This window comes from Pseudoalteromonas luteoviolacea, assembly GCF_021654285.1.
Lineage (GTDB): Bacteria > Pseudomonadota > Gammaproteobacteria > Enterobacterales > Alteromonadaceae > Pseudoalteromonas > Pseudoalteromonas luteoviolacea_J.
On the sequence record NZ_JAKFZS010000003.1, the window covers coordinates 14,854 to 36,006 of the forward strand.

Sequence of the window (21,153 nt, forward strand, 5' to 3'; positions counted from 1 at the left end):
TGACTACAAACCAATTGCTTTGTTCATTGCCATAATAGGTTGGAGTATCGCCATAACGATGAAGAGTACAATTAATGCCATACTGGCAATCATCGCCGGTTCAAGTAGTTTAAGTGAAACACTTACCATACTTTCAAACTCCCTGTCTTGGTTGTTGGCTGCACGTTCTAACATTTGCTCCAACTCTCCAGACTTTTCACCACTGGCAATCATATGTAGCATCATTGGCGGAAATAGCTTTGTTTGATGTAAAGCTGCTTTGAGGCTCGCCCCTTCACTAACATGGGTTGCGGCTTCTGCCACAGCGGCTTTAATCTTCTCGTTTTCTAGTACCTGACCAGAAATTTTCATCCCTTCTAATAACGGCACCGCGCTTGAGGATAAAATACTCAGCGTTCTTGCAAATCGGGCAGTGTTAATACCGCGACTTATTTTACCAATGCCCGGTAACTGCAGTAATTTGGTGTCGTACCAAAAGCGTGCTTTAGGGCGCTTTAACGTTTGCTGAACAGCGACAATTAACATGCCTAGAGATACAGTTGCTTGCATCCAGTAATCTTGTACAAAGTTACTAGCTGCCAATACCCATTCGGTTGTCCAAGGTAAAACTTGGTTTGACTTTTCAAACGTTTTTAAGATTTCGGGTACAACTGTGCCTAACAACACAGTCACAATCGCGATGGCAAAAACGACCAAAATGATTGGGTAAACCATGGCTTGCGTGATTTGGCTGCGCATATGCTGGCGTTGCTCAGTGTAATCCGCTAAACGGTTCAATACTTCGTCAAGGTGACCTGACTTTTCACCAGCGGCAACCATAGAGCGGTATAAATTATCAAAAACATGCGGGAAGTCTGACATGCCATCAGCCAGCGTGTAACCCTCTACCACTTTTGAGCGTACAGCCATTAACATGCGCTTCAATCTTGGTTTTTCACACTGCTCAGCAACGGCCATGACTGCCGCTTCCACTGGTAATGATGACTGTATCAAAGTTGCAAGCTGGCGCGTTATCAGCGCAATATCACTGACAGAAGGTTTATACCCTCTCGATAAACTGAATCCACCAGTAGATTGAGACTTTTCTTTTTCAGCTGCTGGCTCAACTTCAAGTGGCATCATTGCCTTTTCGCGCAGCATCTGCCTAACTTGTTTGGCAGTATCGGCCTCTAAAATGCCTTTTTTTTCCTTGCCTTTTGCATCCAAGGCACGATATTCAAACGCCGCCATTATCCTTCCTCACGTGTTACTCGCATCACTTCTTCTAGCGTTGTTTTCCCCGCTAGAACACGTGAACACCCATCTTGGCGAATACTAGGACTAAATTGACGGATGTACTTCTCAACCGCCTGTTCACCCTTACCATTATGAATAAGCTCACGAATATGCTCATCAACAACAAGTAACTCATGAATACCGGTACGGCCTTTGTAGCCGTTAAAATTACATTCTTCACAGCCTACAGCACGATAAATCGTAGTTTGTGAGCCTTTTTCAACACCCAATAATTCACACTCTCTGTCATCTGCAAGATGCGGCTCTTTACAGCTAGGGCATAAAGTACGGACAAGACGCTGAGATAACACCCCAAGTAGTGACGAAGACAATAAGAATGGTTCGACACCCATATCTTCCATACGCGTAATAGCACCAGACGCTGTATTCGTGTGCAGTGTTGACATTACTAAGTGACCCGTCAATGAAGCTTGAACTGCAATTTGCCCAGTCTCTAAGTCTCGGATCTCACCAACCATGACAACATCCGGGTCCTGACGCAGGATTGCACGTAGTCCACGTGCAAATGTCATGTCTACTTTAGGGTTTACCTGAGTTTGACCAATGCCAGGGATTTCATATTCAATCGGATCTTCAACCGTAAGAATGTTACGGTCCTTCGAGTTAATCTGTGTCATACCCGCATATAGGGTGGTACTTTTACCAGAACCAGTTGGGCCCGTAACTAGGATAATGCCATGCGGCTTAGCGATGATTTCAGAAAATAGCTCACGGTTACGCTCTGTCATCCCCAAATCTTCAAGGTTTAGTCTCGCATTGTTCTTATCCAGTAGACGCAGTACAACACGCTCACCAAAGCTAGATGGCATAGTAGATACACGCACATCAACCGCACGGCCGGCAATTCTCAAGCTAATACGACCATCTTGTGGGACACGCTTTTCAGCAATATCCAGTTTGGCCATAACCTTAATACGAGAAACCAGCAGCGAAGATAACTTTCTATTTGGTTTAAGCACCTCTTTGAGGACACCATCAACACGGAACCGAATAACTAAATCAGCTTCGAATGTCTCAATATGAATATCCGATGCCCCTTCTTTGATTGCTTCACTGAGCATCGCATTAATCAACTTAATGATTGGTGCATCGTCATCTGCAGCTAATAGGTCCTCAGTCTGAGGCATCTCCTCAGCAAGTGAGAACAGATCTACCTCATTTCCGATGTCTTCCATCATCTGCTGAGTTTCAGAGCTATCTCGCTGATAGGCAGCTTCTAACAATAATTCAAATTTATCTTCATCGATGACTTCAATATTAAAACCGCCGCCGGCAACTCGGCGTACTTCAAGCAGCGCGTCTAACGACACATCCCCTTTATGAAAGACCTTAAGGCCTTTCGGGTCGTCACTTAATAGTACACCTTCTCGGCGCGCAAAAGAGAACGGCAAACGCAACTGAGCTTGCTGTTCTTCTAGCACCTCATCAGTCGCAGCTGAGGCCGCTTCTGTATCTATTGGCGCCTCAACAACACTCATACTTGCTTCAGTCATCTTTCTTCTCATTTTGCTGATCTAAGTACTGCTCATACGTTGGCGGCAAAATCATGGCATCATTCCATTCAGGTAACACCGGTGACTCTTCAAATGGCATTAGGTCTATGCCGTCTTCCTGCCTTTTGATTTGCTCATTACGGATGAACTTGTACTTGGCGTGACTGAGCTCATTCATACTGCGGCTATCACGTATAATCGTCGGACGAATAAATACCAATAAGTTACGTTTACGTTTTGTCGTATTGGTTGACTTGAATAGGTGACCAAGAATTGGAATATCGCCAAGTAGTGGTACTTTAGAAACGCTCTCTTGTACATCTTCGTCAATCAGACCGCCCAGAATAACCATACCGCCATCATCTGCAATTACTGTTGTATTAATGGCACGCTTATTAACTGCAATATCAATAGAAGTCGCACCGCTGACACTTGACACTTCTTGTTCAATCGTCAACTGCACGGCAGTACCGTCATTGATCTGTGGGGTAACTTTGAGCTTAATACCCACTTCTTGACGGTCAACTGTTTGGAACGGATTAGCGTTATTATCACCAGCCGCAGAGCCTGTAAGAATTGGTACTTCTTGACCCACAATCATAGAAGCTTCTTCATTATCCATGGTTGTGACAGATGGGGTTGCTAGAATATTCGAGTTAGTGTCTGTAGACACTGCCTGAATAATTGCGCCCCAATCATTTTTCACTACACCTGCAGCCAGACCATTTACATTGCCAAGTAACTTGCCAAGTGCATTTAAATCACCTTCAACTGTTTCTTCGTAATCACGTAGCTCTGCAGTTTGGTCTGCTTGAACGGTACGTTTGATTGTTTTGTCACGTGCCTGCTCAGCAGCAACCGCTAATGAACCAACAGGTACCGTGGTACCATTTTTGAACTGCAACATGCCGCCCTGCTCTGTGATCCATTGCAGGCCGAAGTTAATACCATCCCCTTCAAGGACCTCAACCACAATCGCTTCTACTAATACCTGAGCTCTACGTACGTCTAACTTCTCAATAACGTTTGCCAACGAGCGCATCGTATCTGGCTGTGCAGTAATGACTAACGAGTTGGAATCATCATGCGCTTCAATGCTCGTTTCGTTGCGATTTGAACTACGTGAGCGAGTTGTTTTCCCAGCGCCCTGAGCTTCTTCTTGTAACGTTTTGCTCACGCCCTGAAGTACTTTTACAAGCTCTTCCGCTTTTGCGTAATTGAGATAGAATACCTGCGTATTTCCTTGATTTTCTAATTCATCATCAAGGCGTTTGATTAACTCAATTGCTTTATTTCTTGCCTGACTTTCACCACTGACAACCACACTATTCGTTCTGCCATCAGCAACAATTTTAGGGATCAAAAACTCAGGAACACGGCCTTTGCCTGTGTCTTTATAAATTTTCTCAACAACTTGAACGACATCATCGGCAGTAGCATGTTTTAACCTTACGATATCAACACGCTGATCACCAGCTTGGTCAACTGATTGAATGATATTAACCAAACGGTTTACCGAAGCGGCGTGGCCAGTCAGCATCATCACGTTAGCTGAGTTAAAGTTAGTAACATGACCACCGTCTTTTTGGTCACTAAATTGACGAATAAGAGGGCCTAATTCTTGTACTGATACATTTTTTACTTCAACGACGCGAGTGATCATCACATCACCGTCGCCTTCACTATTATCGTTTACAAGTGGTACGTTTGCTTTTTTAGCGTCAGAACTACGCACAACTTTCATAATGCCATTAGGCATTTCAACGACTGAATAGCCGTATACTTCTAAGACACTTAAAAAGAACTGATAATATAGCTCTTCATCCATTAACTCGAAGCTACGTACATTAATGTTGCCGCGTACATTCGGATCTATGATGATCGTTTTGTTAAGTGTCTTACCCACAATGAGAATAAACTCATTGATATCAGTTCCCTTAAAGTTGGCCGCATACTCAACCGCAGACACTGACAATGACAATCCAGCCGCAAACAACAGAGCTGCATACTTAGCTAACCCTTTTCTGATTCTTGTGAGGTGTAGCTTTCTACCCATTATTCTTAAACTCCAAAATTAGTGTCTTTTACAGGCTGAATTGCACGTCTAAAGTGCGGCCATCGCGTTCGATAGTTATGTTGGCATCGGTGCTCTCTCTGAGCTCGTTCATAGCCGTCATAGCCTGTTTCATATCCGTGAGTTGGTAGCCATTTATCGCAATGGCCAGGTCGTTATTTTTGAGACCCATCTTTTTGAAAAGTTCAGGATCTTTTCCAGGACGCAAACGATAGCCAACAAGTTGACCATTGCGACGCTCTGGTGAAATTCTAATATAGTCGAACAACTTGCCGGGTTCATTTAAAAGCTCTTGACGACGCTGCGCTAGTTCTGAGCGCGTTTGTTCACTTATACGACTTTCTTTAGGCGCAACGTTTTTCTTTGGCGCGGTAGGCATGGCTACTTGCTGCGTAAAGTCGAGCCCATCAAGCATTAAGGTCTCAAATCGGCCACTCACATCCAAAATCACGCGATCTGGCAGCACTTGCGCAAGCTTTGCGCGCGTACCTTTAATCACATCTTGCACTAAATACGTTTCCTGCCTGCCTTGTGAGTCGATAATTGCAAGGCCCGCACTGTCGTTTTTACTGACCGCAACGATGCCTGTTAGCTTCACATTTAAGCGCGTTTCAGGCGCATTAGAAATAACCGGCTTAGGCTTATCTGCGTCCTTAGGCTTTTCATTTGCTTTACCAAAAATATGTTGAGCTAAAATAGATGCACTACTCACTGCCTGAGTACTATTTTGAGTTTGGCTGGGTGCGAGATTAATCGATGCTGCTTCAGGTTTTGGAAAAAGTAGCCAAAAGAGCTGAGACAGTAGGAAGGCAATATATACAACAGCTAAGAACACCACTGCGCGACTAAGCTTAGCGTGGGGCAACCCTTGTAATATTTTCTGTAACTGTTGTATCTGTAATTCCATATAAAAATTCTTTAATGAGACTTTTTCTTATTCTATTGAACGCCTCAGTGTACCGTTTCGATCTCGATTCAACAAGCGTGCAAATGTGAAACTTAAAATTAAATCGGTACAAGATATGACATGAATAAACTGAACACAGTATTAACCATTTGTTCAAGTTTTCATAATACGCCATTCCTTGACCTATCAAGCGCTATGCTTTTTTTGACGGTTAAAATATGATAAATTTCACCGTAGAGCAAGACGCTAATGTAGTTAAAGAATTGTGACAAAACTCAATCCAGAAAACAACCAAGATGATGCAAAAGTCAGATTGGACAAATGGCTTTGGGCTGCGCGCTTTTATAAAACGCGCACAATTGCCCGGGAAATGATCCAAGGTGGTAAAGTCAGATATAACGGCCAAAGGTGCAAACCGAGCCGTCATGTCGATATTGGCGCGTCCATCGAAGTACCCCAGGGTCATGATGAAAAACACATCACTGTTTTAAAGTTAATGGACAAACGTCAAGCCGCTCCAATTGCTCAGACACTCTATGTAGAGTCAGCAGAAAGCATTGAAAAGCGGGCGCAAAATGCCATTGCTAGAAAAAACAATAGTTTCTTTGCACCACGCCCAGAGCACAAGCCAGATAAAAAGCAGCGCCGCGAGCTGCTCAAGTTAAAATCAAATTAGGGTCTTTATAGATGAAACAAGATTTACTTCATCGCTATCTTTTCAACGACCTCGATGTACGAGGCGAATTAGTACAGGTCGAGCATACGCTAAGAGACATTGTTGCTGGTCACAACTACCCAACAGAAGTACAAGCTTTATTAGGTGAATTACTCGTCGCATCGAGCCTATTAACAGCAACACTTAAGTTTGAAGGTGATATTGCCGTACAGCTTCAAGGCGATGGCCCTGTAAAATATGCCGTAATAAATGGTAATCACCAACAAAATATGCGTGGTATCGCAAGAGTCGAAGGCCCGATCACAGGTTCAGGCATAAGCGATTTAATTGGTAAAGGCCATATGATTATCACCATCTCTCCTGATAAAGGAGAGAGATATCAAGGCGTCGTGCCATTGACATCTGATTCATTAGCAAAATGTTTAGAAGACTACTTTGAGCAATCAGAACAGTTAAGAACCAGATTATGGTTCGCCACTAAGATTGATGAAGATACTGTTAAAGCTGCCGGTCTTTTCTTGCAAGTTCTTCCAGTCAATAAAGAGAAATCGCAAAGTGATTTTGAACACTTAGAAGCGCTTAGTGACACGATAAAAGAAGATGAGCTACTAGAATTAGATGCACAGACAGTACTGACTCGTTTATATCACGAAGACAACCCTCAGCTGTTTGAACCACAAGCAGTGAACTTTGTGTGTGGGTGTAGCCGCGAAAAAACCATCAGTGCGCTAGTCAATGTGGGTCAACAAGCCTTGTTAGAGGATATTGAACAGCACGGTGAAGTAAAACTAAGCTGCCATTACTGTCTCACTGATTACCGTTTTAATGAACAAGACATAAAGTCTATTTTTAATTAAATAAGGTACATCTAGTTCATCTAAACTCAAGCCGCCATTTTGGCGGCTTTTTGTTTGTAAAAAAATGATACCGGTGTCATAAAAACAGTAACTTTCATGACACCGGTATCATTGAAATTATTCAGTTTTTTTGTCAAAAAATTGCAATTTCTGCCCCCTTTAGGGCTCGAATATCTCAAATGCATCTGTTAGTATAATTTCAAGCTTTAGGTACTTAATAACCAGGGCTATCCCGTTCAATTCTCACATTTAGGTATAAACATGACTTCAAGCGCTACTCGTTTTGTCGATTTAACTGCAGCTGAACTTGTCGAACACGCTATCTCGCGTGGTGAAGGGACTTTAGCAGCGAATGGAGCTTTTGTAGCAAAAACAGGCCGCCGTACAGGTCGCTCTCCTAACGACCGTTTTATTGTTAAAGAGCCAAGCACAGAAAATGACATCCAATGGGGTAACGTCAACCGTCCATTCGATGCGGAAAAATTTGATGCTCTTTGGGCTCGTGTAGAAGCACACGTGCACAGCAATGACCACTTTGTCTCTCACTTAGAAGTTGGTTCAGATCCTGAGCACTATTTACCAGTAGTCGTGACTACTGAGACGGCTTGGCACCATATCTTTGCTAAAAACATGTTTATCGAACCTAGCAAATACAATGCAGCTGATTTACCCCAATGGCAGGTAATGAACGTTCCATCTTTTGTATGTGACCCTGAGCGTGATGGCACAAACAGTGATGGTACCGTTATTATCAACTTTGTAGAGCGCAAAGTGCTAATCGCAGGTATGCATTACGCCGGTGAAATGAAAAAGTCGATGTTCTCTGTACAGAACTTCCTACTTCCAGCTAAAGGTGTTCTACCTATGCACTGTAGTGCAAACGTTGGTGAAGAAGGTGACACAACTTTATTCTTTGGCCTATCAGGTACTGGTAAAACGACGCTTTCTGCGGACCCTAAGCGTTTCCTTATCGGTGATGATGAGCATGGTTGGGCTCCTGGTAGTGTATTTAACATTGAAGGCGGTTGTTATGCTAAGTGTATCGACCTATCTCAAAAGAATGAGCCAGTAATTTGGAATGCGATTAAATTCGGTACCATTCTAGAAAATGTTGTACTTGATGAAAACCGTGTACCAGATTTTGCGGATACTAGCTTAACGCAAAATACACGCGCAGCTTACCCGCTTGAGCATGTTGAAAAACGTAAAGTAGAAAACCGTGCAGGTGAACCTCGTGCAGTTGTATTCTTAACATGTGACGTAAGTGGTGTTTTACCTCCAGTATCTATTTTATCTGAAGAAGCTGCTGCATATCACTTCTTAAGTGGTTACACTGCAAAAGTTGGTTCAACTGAAATTGGTTCAACATCTGATATCGAATCTACATTCTCAACGTGTTTTGGTGCACCATTCTTCCCACGTCCAGCGGGTGTTTATGCTGAATTACTAATGAAACGTGTACGTGAGTTTGGTGCAAAAGTATACCTAGTAAACACAGGCTGGACTGGTGGTCCTTACGGTGTAGGTAAGCGCTTCGACATTCCAACAACACGTGCCGTTATCGATGCTATCGTGAATGACACGCTAGAAGGCGTTGAAACTCAACATATTGAAGCATTGAACTTAGATATCCCAGTTTCAGTTGATGGCGTAGATGAAAAGCTACTTAACCCTGTCAACACTTGGGAAGATAAAGACAAGTATGCAGAGTATGCAGCTAAACTAGCGGCAGACTTTAAAGCTAATTTCGAGAAATACGACGTATCTGACGCAATCAAGTCAGCAGGTCCTCGCGGTTAAGCAATACCCTTTCCTTTATCAAAAGCGCCCCTCGTTGGGCGTTTTTTTATGTCTGAAAATTAAGAATTACTCATCTTGAACAATCTTCAATAAAACAATATTTACACAGACAGAGTTCCTATTTAAAGTAATTTAGTCAAATAAATTGACATAATATGATTTTGATAAAGGAAATACAGATGAAATTACAACTTAAAAAGAAACACATCAAAGATCTCAACGCCAAAAACCTAGACGCACAGCAAACTAAGCAAATCGGTGCAGGCCGTGGTGCAACCTTCAACTCCAGAATAGATTGCAACAGTTACTATATATGCGACACTCACCCAGCCATTTGTCAGTCAATAGGCCTATGTCCTTCTATTGATATGTGTGTCTAGTTAATTACAGTTAAAGCTTGGCTATACCAAGCTTTTTTATCTGGCCAACAAGGTTAATTTCCCCTAACTAAGGACAACGTAACGATACTGGCGGTCTATAGCTCAAAGTACTCACAATGAGTCACGCTGGAGAATAAAGCGGCTCCTGATTTTAACTACCTAACGTTAAACGTTCTAAGCCGATTAAATATCATCCAATTGATGCCATTTACCCTACTCAAATTCTCACTAGGTTAAGATGTGAGGTAAAGGTTACCTAATGAAGTAATGCGAAATTAGGAAAGGATTAAACAATGAAACTAAATATAAAGAAAAAAGCATTGAAAATAATCAAGTTGATCTAGTGCTTACCCACGAAGCCGCAAGTGCTCGTAAAACACGAGTTACACCTCAATACAATAGTTAGTATGTCTCCCCAACTCACCCAGCAGTTTGCACATCAACCTGTACAATTTGATCAATAATAAAGTAGTAGCAGCTTGACTAGTCAAGCTGCTACTTAAACGGTTATTTAGATATTGGAAGCTGTACCTCTGCACATAGGCCGCCTTGTGATCTATTTCTTAAAGATACCTTGCCACCGTGTGTTGCCACAATACGCTTAATAATGGCCAGCCCTAATCCACTTCCATCGGAGCCTCTTGCTTGATCTCCCTGCTTAAACGGTTCAAATACAGATTCTAACTCGGATTCAGGGATCCCAGGTCCCCTGTCTTTCACTTGGATCACCACAGCGTTATTTTTAGGTTCTAGATGCGTTGAGACATCAATTTCACCTTCGGAGTACTTGATGGCATTTTCAATCATATTGGTCAAAACGCGTTTCAAAGCAACATGATTGGCCTGTACCCACGGCGCTTTTTCTGTAAGGAGCACATTGATTGTTCGTTTATGCTGCTGCTCTGCATGCACCACTTCTTCTACAAGCGTATTTACATTCTCTTGGTGCATTTCACCACTGCTGTGATGACGAAGATACTCAATGAACTGATCAATAATGGCGTTCATATCTTCAATATCGTCAATGATCCCTTCCTTTAGGTAGGCTTCTTCATCAGACATCATCTCGGTCGCCAAACGTATTCGTGTCAAAGGCGTTCGAAGATCATGTGAAACCCCCGCCATCAGCAATCGACGATCGCTTTCGAGCTCAGCAATGCCTTTAGACATTTGATTAAATGCCTTGGTTACTTCAATAACTTCCGTTGATCCCTGCTCAACCAAACGTGTCGAAAAGTCCCCTACACCAACTCGGCTTGCTGCGGTTTGCAATGCTTTTAATGGCCGATTCAAATGTCTTGCAAAGAGCCACCCACCCAATACACTCAGAAAACCAATGCTCGATAAGTAAAAAACCAAAAATTCCAACTTGGTTTCTGAAAACCCAGTTAAAGGAACTCTTACCCAATACCCCGGAGCTTGTGGCGCTTCGACCCAATATACGACTGGATCTCCTTGGCTGATCCTGACTCGCGCGGAGCCATTGAGCTGCTCTGACATACTCCGAGAGAGCAAGCTATATTCACGGGCTTGACCCAAACCATTGATGTATGCCTCCTTTTGCGTCATCACATCAATTCCCGTTATCTCAAAGAACTTATTTGATAACGCAGAGTCCACTTCAACGCCTTCCTCCCAGTCAATGAATACCGTTTTCACTTGCTTTGCAAGCATTAAATTTACTTGCTCAAATGTCGGTTTAAACACATATAAAGTGACTGTAATATACGAAACAATTTGGTTTATAAGCAGCAAAGCGGCAACAAAAAATACCGTCTGGCCAAACGCACTACGAGGAAAGATCCCCATTATTTTTCGCCATCAGGCACAAACACATAACCTAACCCCCAAACGGTTTGTATATATCTTGGGTTAGACGCATCTTCTTCTATCATTCTTCTCAATCGAGAAACCTGAACATCAATGCTTCGCTCCAATGCACTGTAATCACGCCCTCGCGCTAAATTCATTAGCTTATCACGGCTCAAAGGCTCTCGTGGGTGACTTACCAAAGCTTTAAGTACTGCAAACTCACCACTGGTTAACGCAATCGTTTGATCGCCTTTTTGCATCTCGCGTGTCGCCAAATTCAGCTTAAATATGCCAAATTCTACTTCATTTTCTTCTGCAGCAGGGGCACCAGGTACTTCTTTGGTCTTTCTTCTTAAAACAGCTTTAATACGGGCAAGCAACTCTCTAGGATTAAATGGTTTAGGTAAGTAATCATCAGCCCCAAGCTCGAGTCCAATAATGCGATCAACTTCGTCGCCTTTGGCCGTTAACATCACAATTGGGATTTCATTTTCTTTCTGCCTTAAACGACGGCAAATTGATAAACCATCTTCTCCCGGCAACATCAGATCTAATACCATTAAATGAAAGTTTTCTCGTTCTAATAACCTATCCATTTGTTCGGCATTCGCGGCACTACGCACAATAAAGCCTTGCTCAACGAGATAGCGCTCTAACAAGCTGCGTAATCTCATATCATCATCTACTACCAATACCTTTGTTGTTTCATTTCCCATTGGATTCTTCTTGTTATCATTCAACTATTGGTTAAATATAATTGAAAATAAGCGCCTTAGACACCATAACTTACTGATAAGATTGTTACTGAACGTTACAGTACACTTAGCAAGCACGCCTTTAGTAGGTTTTTAATATAGTACATTATGAAAACGAACTTAATTACACCAGAAGGATATCGCAAGCTACAGCAAGAGCACGATCATCTTTGGTTTGAAAAACGTCCTGAAATTACAAAAATTGTCAATTGGGCTGCAAGCCTTGGCGATCGCTCGGAAAACGCAGATTACACTTTTAACAAACGTTTATTGCGACAAATAGACCGCCGAGTCAGGTATTTACGTAAACGCCTGCCCGATTTAAAAGTCATTGAGTATAACCCACAGCAAGCTGGCAAAGTCTACTTTGGCGCTTGGGTTGAAATAGAAAATGACGATGGTGAAACAAAGTACTTCAGAATCGTCGGTCCAGATGAAATTTACGAACGTAATGACTATATTTCTATTGATTCTCCAATGGCTAGAGCATTGCTCGGTAAATCTGTTGATGATGATTTTATGGTAAAGACGCCACAAGGTGACGCTCAGTGGTATATCAATAGAATTGAATATCAAGCCTGATAAAATGCTCACTAATATGGTATGATTCACCCCCACGCTTAATTGATTTGTTAGCGTAGCTAATTGAACTTTATAAGGATTTTGCATGAGCAACATCTCAGCTCGTTTAGCCCATGAGCTAAATGCCTCAGAACAGCAAGTGCTGGCAGCCACCACATTGTTAGATGAGGGCGCAACAGTTCCCTTTATCGCACGTTACCGTAAAGAAGTCACCGGTGGCTTAGATGACTCACAATTACGTTTATTGGAACAACGCCTTTCATATTTGAGAGAATTAGAAGAAAGACGTGCATTCATAACCAAAACAATTGAAGAGCAAGGTAAGCTGTCCTCTCAGCTGGCAAATGATATTGCCCAAGCCAGCAGTAAAACTGAGCTTGAGGATCTCTACCTGCCTTACAAGCCCAAACGACGCACAAAGGGCCAGATAGCAATCGAGGCTGGTATTGAGCCTTTAGCAGATATGCTATTTAAAGATCCTAACCTAACGCCAGAATTGGTTGCTGAAGACTTCATAAATACAGATGCGGGCTTTGCTGAAGTAAAAAGCGTACTCGATGGCGCCAAATTCATTTTGATGGAACGATTTGCTGAGGATGCCAAGCTACTCGCAAAGTTTAGAGCACACATCAGTGAGAGTGCGCAGCTACAAAGCCGAGTTATCAAAGGCCAAGAAGATAACGGTAGCAAATATAGAGACTATTTTGAGCACAATGAGTTACTTTCTAAAGTGCCTTCACATCGTGCACTTGCAATGCTCAGAGCAAGAAACGAAGGTATTCTACAGCTCGCCATTAATCCAGAGCCCCAAGCGGAAGATCACCAACAGTTTTGTGCACAAATGATCGCCGATAATTATGGCTTAGTTGTGCAAGGCGCACCTGCCAGCGAATGGCTTATGGTCGTTGTCCAATGGGCGTGGAAAGTTAAACTCTCTTTACATTTAGAAAACGAATTTTTAGGCACGTTAAGAGAGAAAGCAGAAAACGGTGCCATCGACGTTTTTGCCAAAAACTTAAAAGATTTACTCATGGCTGCGCCTGCAGGGCCAAAAGTGACTATGGGCATTGACCCTGGCCTAAGAACAGGCTGTAAAATTGCTATCGTAGATGCAACAGGCAAACTACTTGCGACCACGACTATCTACCCTCATGCACCACAAAATCATTGGGATAAGTCAATACGCACCATTGAGCAATTATCAAGACAACATAAAGTACAGCTAATTGCTATCGGTAATGGAACTGCATCTCGTGAAACAGACAAACTGGCTTCTGAAGTACAAAAAGCAGCATCCGATCTCAATTTAACTAAAATCATGGTCAGTGAAGCGGGCGCCTCAGTCTATTCAGCATCAGAATTTGCCGCCAATGAATTTCCAGATTTAGATGTATCATTACGTGGCGCGGTGTCCATTGCGAGACGTTTGCAAGACCCGCTTGCAGAGTTGGTTAAGATTGAACCAAAGTCGATTGGTGTAGGCCAATACCAGCATGATGTATCGCAAAGCCAATTAGGCCAAGCTTTGACGGCTGTGGTTGAAGACTGCGTAAACTCAGTCGGTGTTGACGTCAATACTGCTTCTGTTCCTTTGCTTACACGCGTTTCAGGATTAAATAAAACGCTAGCAAGTAATATTGTCAAATATCGTGATAGCAACGGATCATTCGCCAACCGAAAGCAGCTCAAAAAAGTAGAGCGCTTAGGCCCTAAAGCATTTGAGCAAGCAGCTGGATTCTTACGTATCAACGATGGCGACGATCCACTAGATGCCTCTGCGGTTCACCCAGAAGCCTACCCAGTTGTAAAACAGATCTCTAAATCAAATGCCCTTGAGTTACAAAGCCTAATCGGCAATAGCGATGTATTGAAAAAGCTCTCTCCTAGCGATTATGTGGACGAAAAATTTGGTTTACCTACCGTGACAGATATCATTTCAGAGCTAGATAAACCAGGACGAGATCCACGTCCTGAGTTTAAAACAGCGCAATTTAAAGCGGGTGTTGAAAAAATATCTGATTTAAAAGTCGGCATGGTTTTAGAAGGTGTAGTATCAAATGTTGCCAACTTTGGCGCATTTGTTGATGTAGGCGTTCACCAAGATGGTCTTGTGCATATTTCAGCCATCACAGATAAATTTATCTCTGATCCAAGAGAAATTGTCAAAGCGGGCGACATCGTTAAGGTTAAGGTCATTGAGGTCGATGCAGACAGAAAACGCATTAGTTTTACAATGCGCTTAAATGACGCAACCCCATCCAATACTGATGCGCATAAAAATAAACCTCAGCAAAAATCAGGGCAGAATCACGGCCGTAAACCTGAGCGTAGAGATAACCAAAAAGGTAATCGTCGCGACCAAGGCAATGCAGCTATGGGTAATGCTTTTGCGGAGGCTTTTGCTAAATTGAAAAAATAATTTAGCTACAAACTAAAAAAGGAAGGTTTCCCTTCCTTTTTCAATACCACTTATTTTTAAACTGATACTGATAATTGTGCTTCTTTTTCAGGTTTAGCAATCTGACCATAAAATCCTTCGATTCTCAGCGCCCTCGATTCTATTTCTGGGTCTCGCTCAATAGGCAATGCGACCGCAAATGGATCCGCTTCTTGTTTTAACCGAGCACGCTCCAGTGTCGGCTGTTCAGATTGCGCAATACCTTCTTCAGTTAGCCGGCGGTTTTGAAATTTCTGAACACCACTTGATGAGCCTTCATTTTCCGACCCGCTAATAGACTGTTTTGCCAATTCAGCTTGCGCTGTTGCTATTTTCGAGGTTGCATCCGCCGCGATAGCTCGGTCAGCACCCGATGGCTCAGCGGGTGCAAGTGCCGCCGCTCTTACCGTTTGCATTTTCTCAATAGTTTGTTGTGGATCCCCTTCAACAGGTGCAACATCTATCATCACCTGTCCACCTACCGCGTAATTATTACCGTCTGGACCACGCTGATAATCATAACTTGGAGAGCCAGCATACTGACCGCCTACCCGAGCGTGTGCTTGCTCATGAAGCCTCACTTCTCTATCGCGATCTTTAAGTTCTTTTAACTGCTGCTCGTCCTGCTCTTGCTGCGCCTGCTCACGTTCTGATGGTTCATCATCAGACTCTGATTTACTTTGCTGCTCTCCGCCTTTTTCTTCACCGCGTTCTTGTATTGTTTTGCTGTCTTTGAGCTGCCCGTTAGCGTCGTAAGTCTCTTGCGACTCTCCATCGTTTAAACGGGATTTATCGTTGTCTTGTAGCGATTTATTTTCGGTTGCAGGAGGGGTAACAGCTGCGGGCTTGGGGATCACTTCGCGCAGCTGGTTGTCTCGTCTAGCAGTTTCTGTATAGACGTTTGCAGTGTTAAGAGATACCGCCGGTTGTGGCGTGACGATGTTCATGTTTACACTTTAATATCAACCAAAGTTCCCAACACTTCATCAGCAGTTTGTATCGTTTGTGTGTTCGCTTTTGCGTTAAACTCTTCTACTTTTAACGCAACCAGTGATTCATCAATCCTAGGCGGTTGAGAAACTGGTGCTGTCACCGCTTCTTCAGGGCGCGCTGCTTGTAACTGCCTTTGTTGCGCCAGCTGGTCATCACTTTGCTCATCAAGTGTTGCGCGATTGATATCAGCAGAAGCACGCTCTATATTCTGTTGAGCACGATTAAAACCTTCAACGCCTGCGTTTAGCACGTCTCCAATAGGCATAATAGACTCCAAGTTACTTTTTCACTTACCTAATTATTGCTCATATTATGCTCAAAATAAAGAGTGGGCGGCAAAAAATTGCCGCCTATTGGCCTGTTCTATTTTAAAGGACTGATTTTAGGTAAGTAATAAATTCATCACGATGAGAAATAAATGGCGCATGAGATGCTTTAGGCAAGATCTCATAGCTAAAATTAGAGTTCAATTGTCCTAAAGCCTCTGCAACGTCTTTTGGCACTAGCGCGTCCAAACGGCCAAAGATGCCATTTACAGGACATTTAAGCTGAGTAAATTCAGCGGCTAAGTTCGTATTTTGTAAAATATCTAGCCCCGCACTCAAAGCGCTATCTTCAGGTTCAGGCGCTTGTAGCAACAAAGTTTTGATCTGCTTAATATCGACTTTAGCATGCTCACTGCCCATAGCTTGAATCGCTAGAAAGCGCTCAATGGTTTTACGACTATCTTTTGCCAATTGTGCTTTAAACTGCTCTAACACTTGAGCTTTAATGCCTGGCCACACATCGGTTTCGCAAAATTGAACGTTAGATGCCACCAAGATTAAATGTGCCACTTTTTCTGGGTAACTTGCCGCCAGTTTAGTGGCTACCAAACCACCTAACGACCAGCCCACAATAATGCTGTTCGGTTGAACCTTCGCTACGACTGATTCTACAAGCGTTTCAAGATTATAATGTGACATTCCCATGGGTTCGCCACCAAACCCAGGTAAATTCAGTGCTGACACTGGCATATTAAGGGCGTCACTGAGCTGTGCCTCTATAAGCTGCCAAACTTCTTTATTCATTCCCCAACCATGTAACAGCACAATTTCTCTTTGCATATCTTCACGCCTCAAGCCAAAATTAGCGCTATGATAGCGTTTCAAGGAATGAAAGCAATGTCACTTATTCACTCACTCAGAAAAAGCTTATTGCCTGCCACATGTGCAACTTGCCAAGCCTATATCGAGCATACAGGTATTTGCCACACGTGTTACAGCACACTGCCCTTGATTCAGGAGGGCGATCAAAACTTGCTACTTCGTCCTGATATAAACAGAATGTTTAATCTACCTAATTGTGACGGGCTCAGTGCCTGTGGTTGGTACCAAGGACATCTCGCTACTTGGTTAAAACAGATAAAATATCACCACAATCGCCAAGCCATGATGACGATAAGACACATCATAAACAGACAATGGACACACCTGAACCTGAAGGAGCACATCGATGCAGACGCCTGCGTCATAGTGCCATTGGCCTCAACACGATTATTAAATAGAGGGTATAACCAAGTTTATCAAACATGGGCGTATCAACTTCGCCACCAGCAACTGCCAATACTCAACATCATTGCAAAAAAAACTCGTCGTTCACACGTACTCTTATCAAAAAGTGCCAGGCAACATAATGCAAAAAGTGCTTTCTATCTCACTGGACATATCGAACACAAACGGATTTTACTCATTGATGATGTCATTACCAGTGGCGCAACGATGAACGCTGTGGCTGCACTGTGCAAATCTGCAGGGGCACAATCCGTCTGGGCTTGTGCCACCTGCCTTACTGAGCTTTAAAAACTACCACCAAAAAACAAAGCGTTACTTAGCAAACGGCTAGAGCCATACCAATAGCCACGAAACACTGGGTTATCTGTCATAGCAATGACAGCTCCTTGACCATAACGCTGCGCAATCAACGCGCTACTTCCCGCTATTTGAGCACGATTTCTTTCATCTGTGTATCCAGACAATAAGGGGCTGGGTGTGTATTTTACCACATTCGTAAATGGCTTATTGTGATGCTTCATTACCCAAGTACTATTTTTAAATACAGGTAAGCGATTGTCTTCAAAGCCAAATGCCAATGGGTGTGACAAATCAATCTGTGTATCATAAATCGCACCTGCAATACGCTGCTTTGCCGCTAATGTTTCACGTTCTGAATACGGCAACTCATCCGATTTAAACAGTGATTTCATTTCTTTTGTCGATACCGTTTCAGTGTGGAGTAGCTGCTGTTCAATCAACCATTTTGCGCCGCGTTTATGACCCCATATCACGCCACCTTTCTTAGCCCATGCGTGTATGGCACTTTTAGCTTGCTTATTAAGGGTATCATACCGGCCATCAGCCAAAATCAGATGAGTATAGCGAGAAAGATCAAGCTGCCCAATTCGAGCTTGCTCAATAATGGTTGGGGCAATACTGAGATGCCTGTCTAAGTGATACCAAACTTCTCCAACTTCATATTGACTTGTTCCCTTCCCACCCACTAATAAAACCTTAGGTTGCTTAAGTGGTGCCATGAACCTTGACCCTAAATCAATCCCTTGCGCGGTCAGTCCAGTACGTATAGAAAACAGCTGAATACCCAAACTATCTGCTAACGTATACACTGTATTGCGCCAGTTTTGTACAGTTTGCAAGCCCGTGGGGATCACCACACTGCCAGCGTCAAAGGTATGTTCTCCTTGAGAAGTTTGTGCAGAAAAAGACTTAAGCGCGCCTCTGATTACAATACCTTCTTTCAATAGTAGATTCGCTAGCTTCGGGGCTAAGTAATGGTGCCATTCAATACCATATGCATATGCGCCTTCAGATCTCAAAGAGTGTGTGAAATTCGGAGAAAAAGACCAAGGCGTATCGGTATATTTTAACCCCCAACTGCTTGTCACGGGCGTAAAGTCTAAATCAAAAGCATAGGGTAACGTCCAGCCTGATACGTCATAGAATGTATTATCTTCAAAACTGGTTTGCGTCGAAAATGCAGCCTGTATAAATCGCAGCTGAGGCTGCTTAAGTGGAATATATAAATCCCCTATTTGATAATTTGACTCCCCCACTTTAAGTGATTTAGTGAGCGGATATGCATCTACTTGGTGACGTTTTAACAGTTTGGAAAACTGCTCAAAACGGTAAATATCTTGACCTTTTGCAACCACAAACCCTTTATATTTTTCCTTACTCGCTAACTCCGAAATACTGTCAAAGAAGCTTCTCTGGTAGTGCATCAATTCAGTTCTATGGGCATTAACGCCTTGAAATGTTGATAGCGTGGTCAGCAATTGATTTTTAATCGTGCGATGAAAGTACAAATCACCATTAATTGATTCTTGTACATGACCTCGGCTACTGGCTTGTTCAAATAAAATGCCCACTGTCCCATTTACATCTGGATAAGTGGATCCTTTTCCAATATAGAAATCATCAAAGCTTTCTTGGGTAAAATATAGCTGCTTGTCGTTATCCAATATCTTTGCATGATAGGTCGCCAATTTATTAGTAAGCTGTTGATTTTTTTCAGGTGTAATTGGGTGCGTACGTGATGGGATCCCTGGTTGGAAAAAATAGCTACTGTTAGTGCCCATCTCATGAAAGTCGGTTAATACCGTTGGCTTCCAGCGGTGAAATTGCTCAACGCGAGCGCGCGACTCTGGATGCTGTAACAATAACCAGTCTCGATTTAAATCAAACCAATAGTGATTCGTCCTTGCAGAAGGCCATGCTTCAACATGCTCTCGATGTGCGGGATCTGCTGATAATATTTGTCCACGATGGCTATTCGCCCAATGTGCAAAACGGGCTAGCCCATCGGGATTCATCGCAGGATCAATCAGAATAATATTATTCTCCAATAGCGTTTCAATTACCTCACCTTGTGCCGCAGCTAGGTAATAAGCGACTAATAACGCCGCATTGCTTCCCGATGACTCATTGCCATGTACGCTATACCCCATCCAGATCACATTGGGGCCTTCATGTAATTTGGTATCGCCTTTTAGATAGGCAAGGCGCGCCTGCCTAATCGACTCTAATGACCTTTGCTGTTCGGTGCTTGTTGCACTTAAGAGCAATAAAGGTCTTTTTTCATGGCTGTAACCTACCGTAGTTATGCTCAGCCTTGGGCTTTGCTCAGCTAATCGGTGCATGTAATTAACTAGCTGATCATGACGCACATGCCACTCCCCCACCTCATAGCCCAACACATCGCTCGGTTTACTGATGCTTTGATCAAACTCTATCTCAGGTGAGAAATAATAGCTGATCGGCTTGGCCTGACTTTGAAAGACTAAAAAAGCCAGTAATAACACAAATACTCTCATATCAATTCCATCTTTATAACGCAGGCGTATACGCTACCAAGTTGCATTAATTCACAGCAAATTTTTACGCCCAACACTAGCTACAACCGGATGAGGGGAGTATCATAGGAAGTAACCGAGTAAATTAGTCAAGTATAGCCAGATTATGATCACAATTTCTGAATCAGCCCAAACCCATTTTGCTAAGCTACTTAGCGATCAAGCCGATGGCACGAGTATCCGTGTATTTGTTGTAAACCCAGGCACAGCACAAGCTGAGTGTGGTGTATCTTACTGTCCTGCAGATGCTGTAGAAGAAAGCGATATGCGCTTCAACTTCAATGGTTTTGACGCCATTGTTGATGCAGAGAGTGCGCCTTTCTTAGAAGAAGCAGAAATCGATTTTGTTACTGATAAAATGGGCAGCCAACTCACCCTAAAAGCGCCTAACGCTAAAGCGAAAAAGCTTAAAGATGATGCATCACTGGCAGAGCGTGTTGAACATATGCTTGTCACTGACGTTAATCCGCAATTAGCAAACCATGGCGGTCAAGTGAGCTTAGTTGAGATAACAGAAGAAGGCATTGCTGTCCTGCAGTTTGGAGGCGGATGTAATGGCTGCTCGATGATCGATGTCACCCTAAAAGAAGGCATTGAAAAAGAAATGATTGCCAAGTTTGACGAAATCACAGGTGTGCGCGATATCACTGAGCACGCACGTGGTGACCACTCTTACTACTAAA

The 21,153-nt window shown here is 43.0% G+C and carries 18 protein-coding genes; 8 read left to right on the top strand and 10 right to left on the bottom strand.

The features are described 5' to 3' along the window. Positions 1–3: 3 nt before the first annotated feature. Genes gspF through gspC form a run of 4 tightly spaced genes read right to left on the bottom strand, consistent with a single transcriptional unit; the run spans position 4 to position 5,770 of the window. Positions 4–1,230 (bottom strand): type II secretion system inner membrane protein GspF, encoded by a 1,227-nt coding sequence (gspF, locus tag L1077_RS02890; protein WP_237135524.1) that lies wholly within the window; start codon positions 1,228–1,230, stop codon positions 4–6. Continuing rightward, the gene (gspE, locus tag L1077_RS02895; RefSeq protein ID WP_440589532.1) at positions 1,230–2,789 is read right to left on the bottom strand and encodes a type II secretion system ATPase GspE; all 1,560 of its coding nucleotides are present in this window, start codon (positions 2,787–2,789) and stop codon (positions 1,230–1,232) included. Before gspE ends, gspF begins: the two co-directional genes overlap by 1 nt. Beyond that, the gene (gene gspD, locus L1077_RS02900; protein ID WP_237135525.1) at positions 2,782–4,845 is read right to left on the bottom strand and encodes a type II secretion system secretin GspD; all 2,064 of its coding nucleotides are present in this window, start codon (positions 4,843–4,845) and stop codon (positions 2,782–2,784) included. The genes gspE and gspD overlap by 8 nt, the downstream gene beginning before the upstream one ends. Positions 4,846–4,873: 28 nt before the next feature. Then, positions 4,874–5,770 carry a type II secretion system protein GspC gene (gspC, locus tag L1077_RS02905; protein WP_237135526.1) on the bottom strand — a complete coding sequence of 299 codons (897 nt, stop codon included), beginning with the start codon at positions 5,768–5,770 and terminating at the stop codon, positions 4,874–4,876. A 265-nt stretch (positions 5,771–6,035) separates the two neighbouring features. Here gspC and hslR point away from each other — a divergent pair, with 265 nt between their 5' ends. From hslR to L1077_RS02925, 4 genes are all read left to right on the top strand, one after another. Beyond that, the gene (gene hslR, locus L1077_RS02910) at positions 6,036–6,446 is read left to right on the top strand and encodes a ribosome-associated heat shock protein Hsp15 (protein WP_237135527.1); all 411 of its coding nucleotides are present in this window, start codon (positions 6,036–6,038) and stop codon (positions 6,444–6,446) included. Positions 6,447–6,457: 11 nt separating this feature from the next. Beyond that, a complete protein-coding gene (gene hslO, locus L1077_RS02915) occupies positions 6,458–7,303 on the top strand; it encodes an Hsp33 family molecular chaperone HslO (RefSeq protein WP_237135528.1) in 846 nt (281 codons plus the stop codon). 261 nt (positions 7,304–7,564) lie between these two features. Continuing rightward, positions 7,565–9,103, top strand: a complete 1,539-nt coding sequence (locus tag L1077_RS02920; RefSeq protein WP_237135529.1) for a phosphoenolpyruvate carboxykinase — start codon at positions 7,565–7,567, stop codon at positions 9,101–9,103. 179 nt (positions 9,104–9,282) lie between these two features. Then, on the top strand, positions 9,283–9,483 hold the full coding sequence (locus tag L1077_RS02925) for a hypothetical protein (protein WP_237135530.1): 201 nt from the start codon (positions 9,283–9,285) through the stop codon (positions 9,481–9,483). A gap of 507 nt (positions 9,484–9,990) precedes the next feature. On the opposite strand, the gene envZ is transcribed toward L1077_RS02925, so the two are convergent. Both envZ and ompR read right to left on the bottom strand, forming a co-directional pair. Then, complete coding sequence (gene envZ, locus L1077_RS02930; RefSeq protein WP_237135531.1) at positions 9,991–11,292, bottom strand: two-component system sensor histidine kinase EnvZ; 1,302 nt, start codon at positions 11,290–11,292, stop codon at positions 9,991–9,993. Next, complete coding sequence (gene ompR / locus L1077_RS02935) at positions 11,292–12,011, bottom strand: osmolarity response regulator transcription factor OmpR (protein WP_063361231.1); 720 nt, start codon at positions 12,009–12,011, stop codon at positions 11,292–11,294. Before ompR ends, envZ begins: the two co-directional genes overlap by 1 nt. A 147-nt stretch (positions 12,012–12,158) precedes the next feature. On the opposite strand from ompR, the gene greB reads away from it, so the two are divergent. After that, the gene (gene greB / locus L1077_RS02940) at positions 12,159–12,632 is read left to right on the top strand and encodes a transcription elongation factor GreB (protein ID WP_237135532.1); all 474 of its coding nucleotides are present in this window, start codon (positions 12,159–12,161) and stop codon (positions 12,630–12,632) included. Positions 12,633–12,717: 85 nt separating this feature from the next. Continuing rightward, on the top strand, positions 12,718–15,051 hold the full coding sequence (locus tag L1077_RS02945; protein ID WP_237135533.1) for a Tex family protein: 2,334 nt from the start codon (positions 12,718–12,720) through the stop codon (positions 15,049–15,051). Positions 15,052–15,107: 56 nt separating this feature from the next. Here the strand turns inward: L1077_RS02945 and L1077_RS02950 are convergent, their stop codons facing one another. The 3 genes from L1077_RS02950 to bioH form a co-directional block, all read right to left on the bottom strand. Then, positions 15,108–16,016 (bottom strand): putative metalloprotease CJM1_0395 family protein, encoded by a 909-nt coding sequence (locus L1077_RS02950; protein ID WP_237135534.1) that lies wholly within the window; start codon positions 16,014–16,016, stop codon positions 15,108–15,110. 2 nt (positions 16,017–16,018) lie between these two features. Continuing rightward, on the bottom strand, positions 16,019–16,327 hold the full coding sequence (locus L1077_RS02955) for a hypothetical protein (protein WP_237135535.1): 309 nt from the start codon (positions 16,325–16,327) through the stop codon (positions 16,019–16,021). A gap of 103 nt (positions 16,328–16,430) precedes the next feature. After that, positions 16,431–17,168, bottom strand: coding sequence for a pimeloyl-ACP methyl ester esterase BioH (gene bioH / locus L1077_RS02960; protein ID WP_237135536.1), 738 nt, complete (start codon positions 17,166–17,168; stop codon positions 16,431–16,433). Positions 17,169–17,225: 57 nt separating this feature from the next. Here bioH and L1077_RS02965 point away from each other — a divergent pair, with 57 nt between their 5' ends. Then, positions 17,226–17,903, top strand: coding sequence for a ComF family protein (locus tag L1077_RS02965; RefSeq protein ID WP_237135537.1), 678 nt, complete (start codon positions 17,226–17,228; stop codon positions 17,901–17,903). Here L1077_RS02965 and L1077_RS02970 read toward each other — a convergent pair. Continuing rightward, the gene (locus L1077_RS02970) at positions 17,900–20,431 is read right to left on the bottom strand and encodes a M14 metallopeptidase family protein (protein ID WP_237135538.1); all 2,532 of its coding nucleotides are present in this window, start codon (positions 20,429–20,431) and stop codon (positions 17,900–17,902) included. The genes L1077_RS02965 and L1077_RS02970 overlap by 4 nt on opposite strands. A 145-nt stretch (positions 20,432–20,576) precedes the next feature. On the opposite strand from L1077_RS02970, the gene nfuA reads away from it, so the two are divergent. Next, the gene (gene nfuA / locus L1077_RS02975) at positions 20,577–21,152 is read left to right on the top strand and encodes a Fe-S biogenesis protein NfuA (protein ID WP_063361239.1); all 576 of its coding nucleotides are present in this window, start codon (positions 20,577–20,579) and stop codon (positions 21,150–21,152) included. Position 21,153 lies beyond the last annotated feature (1 nt).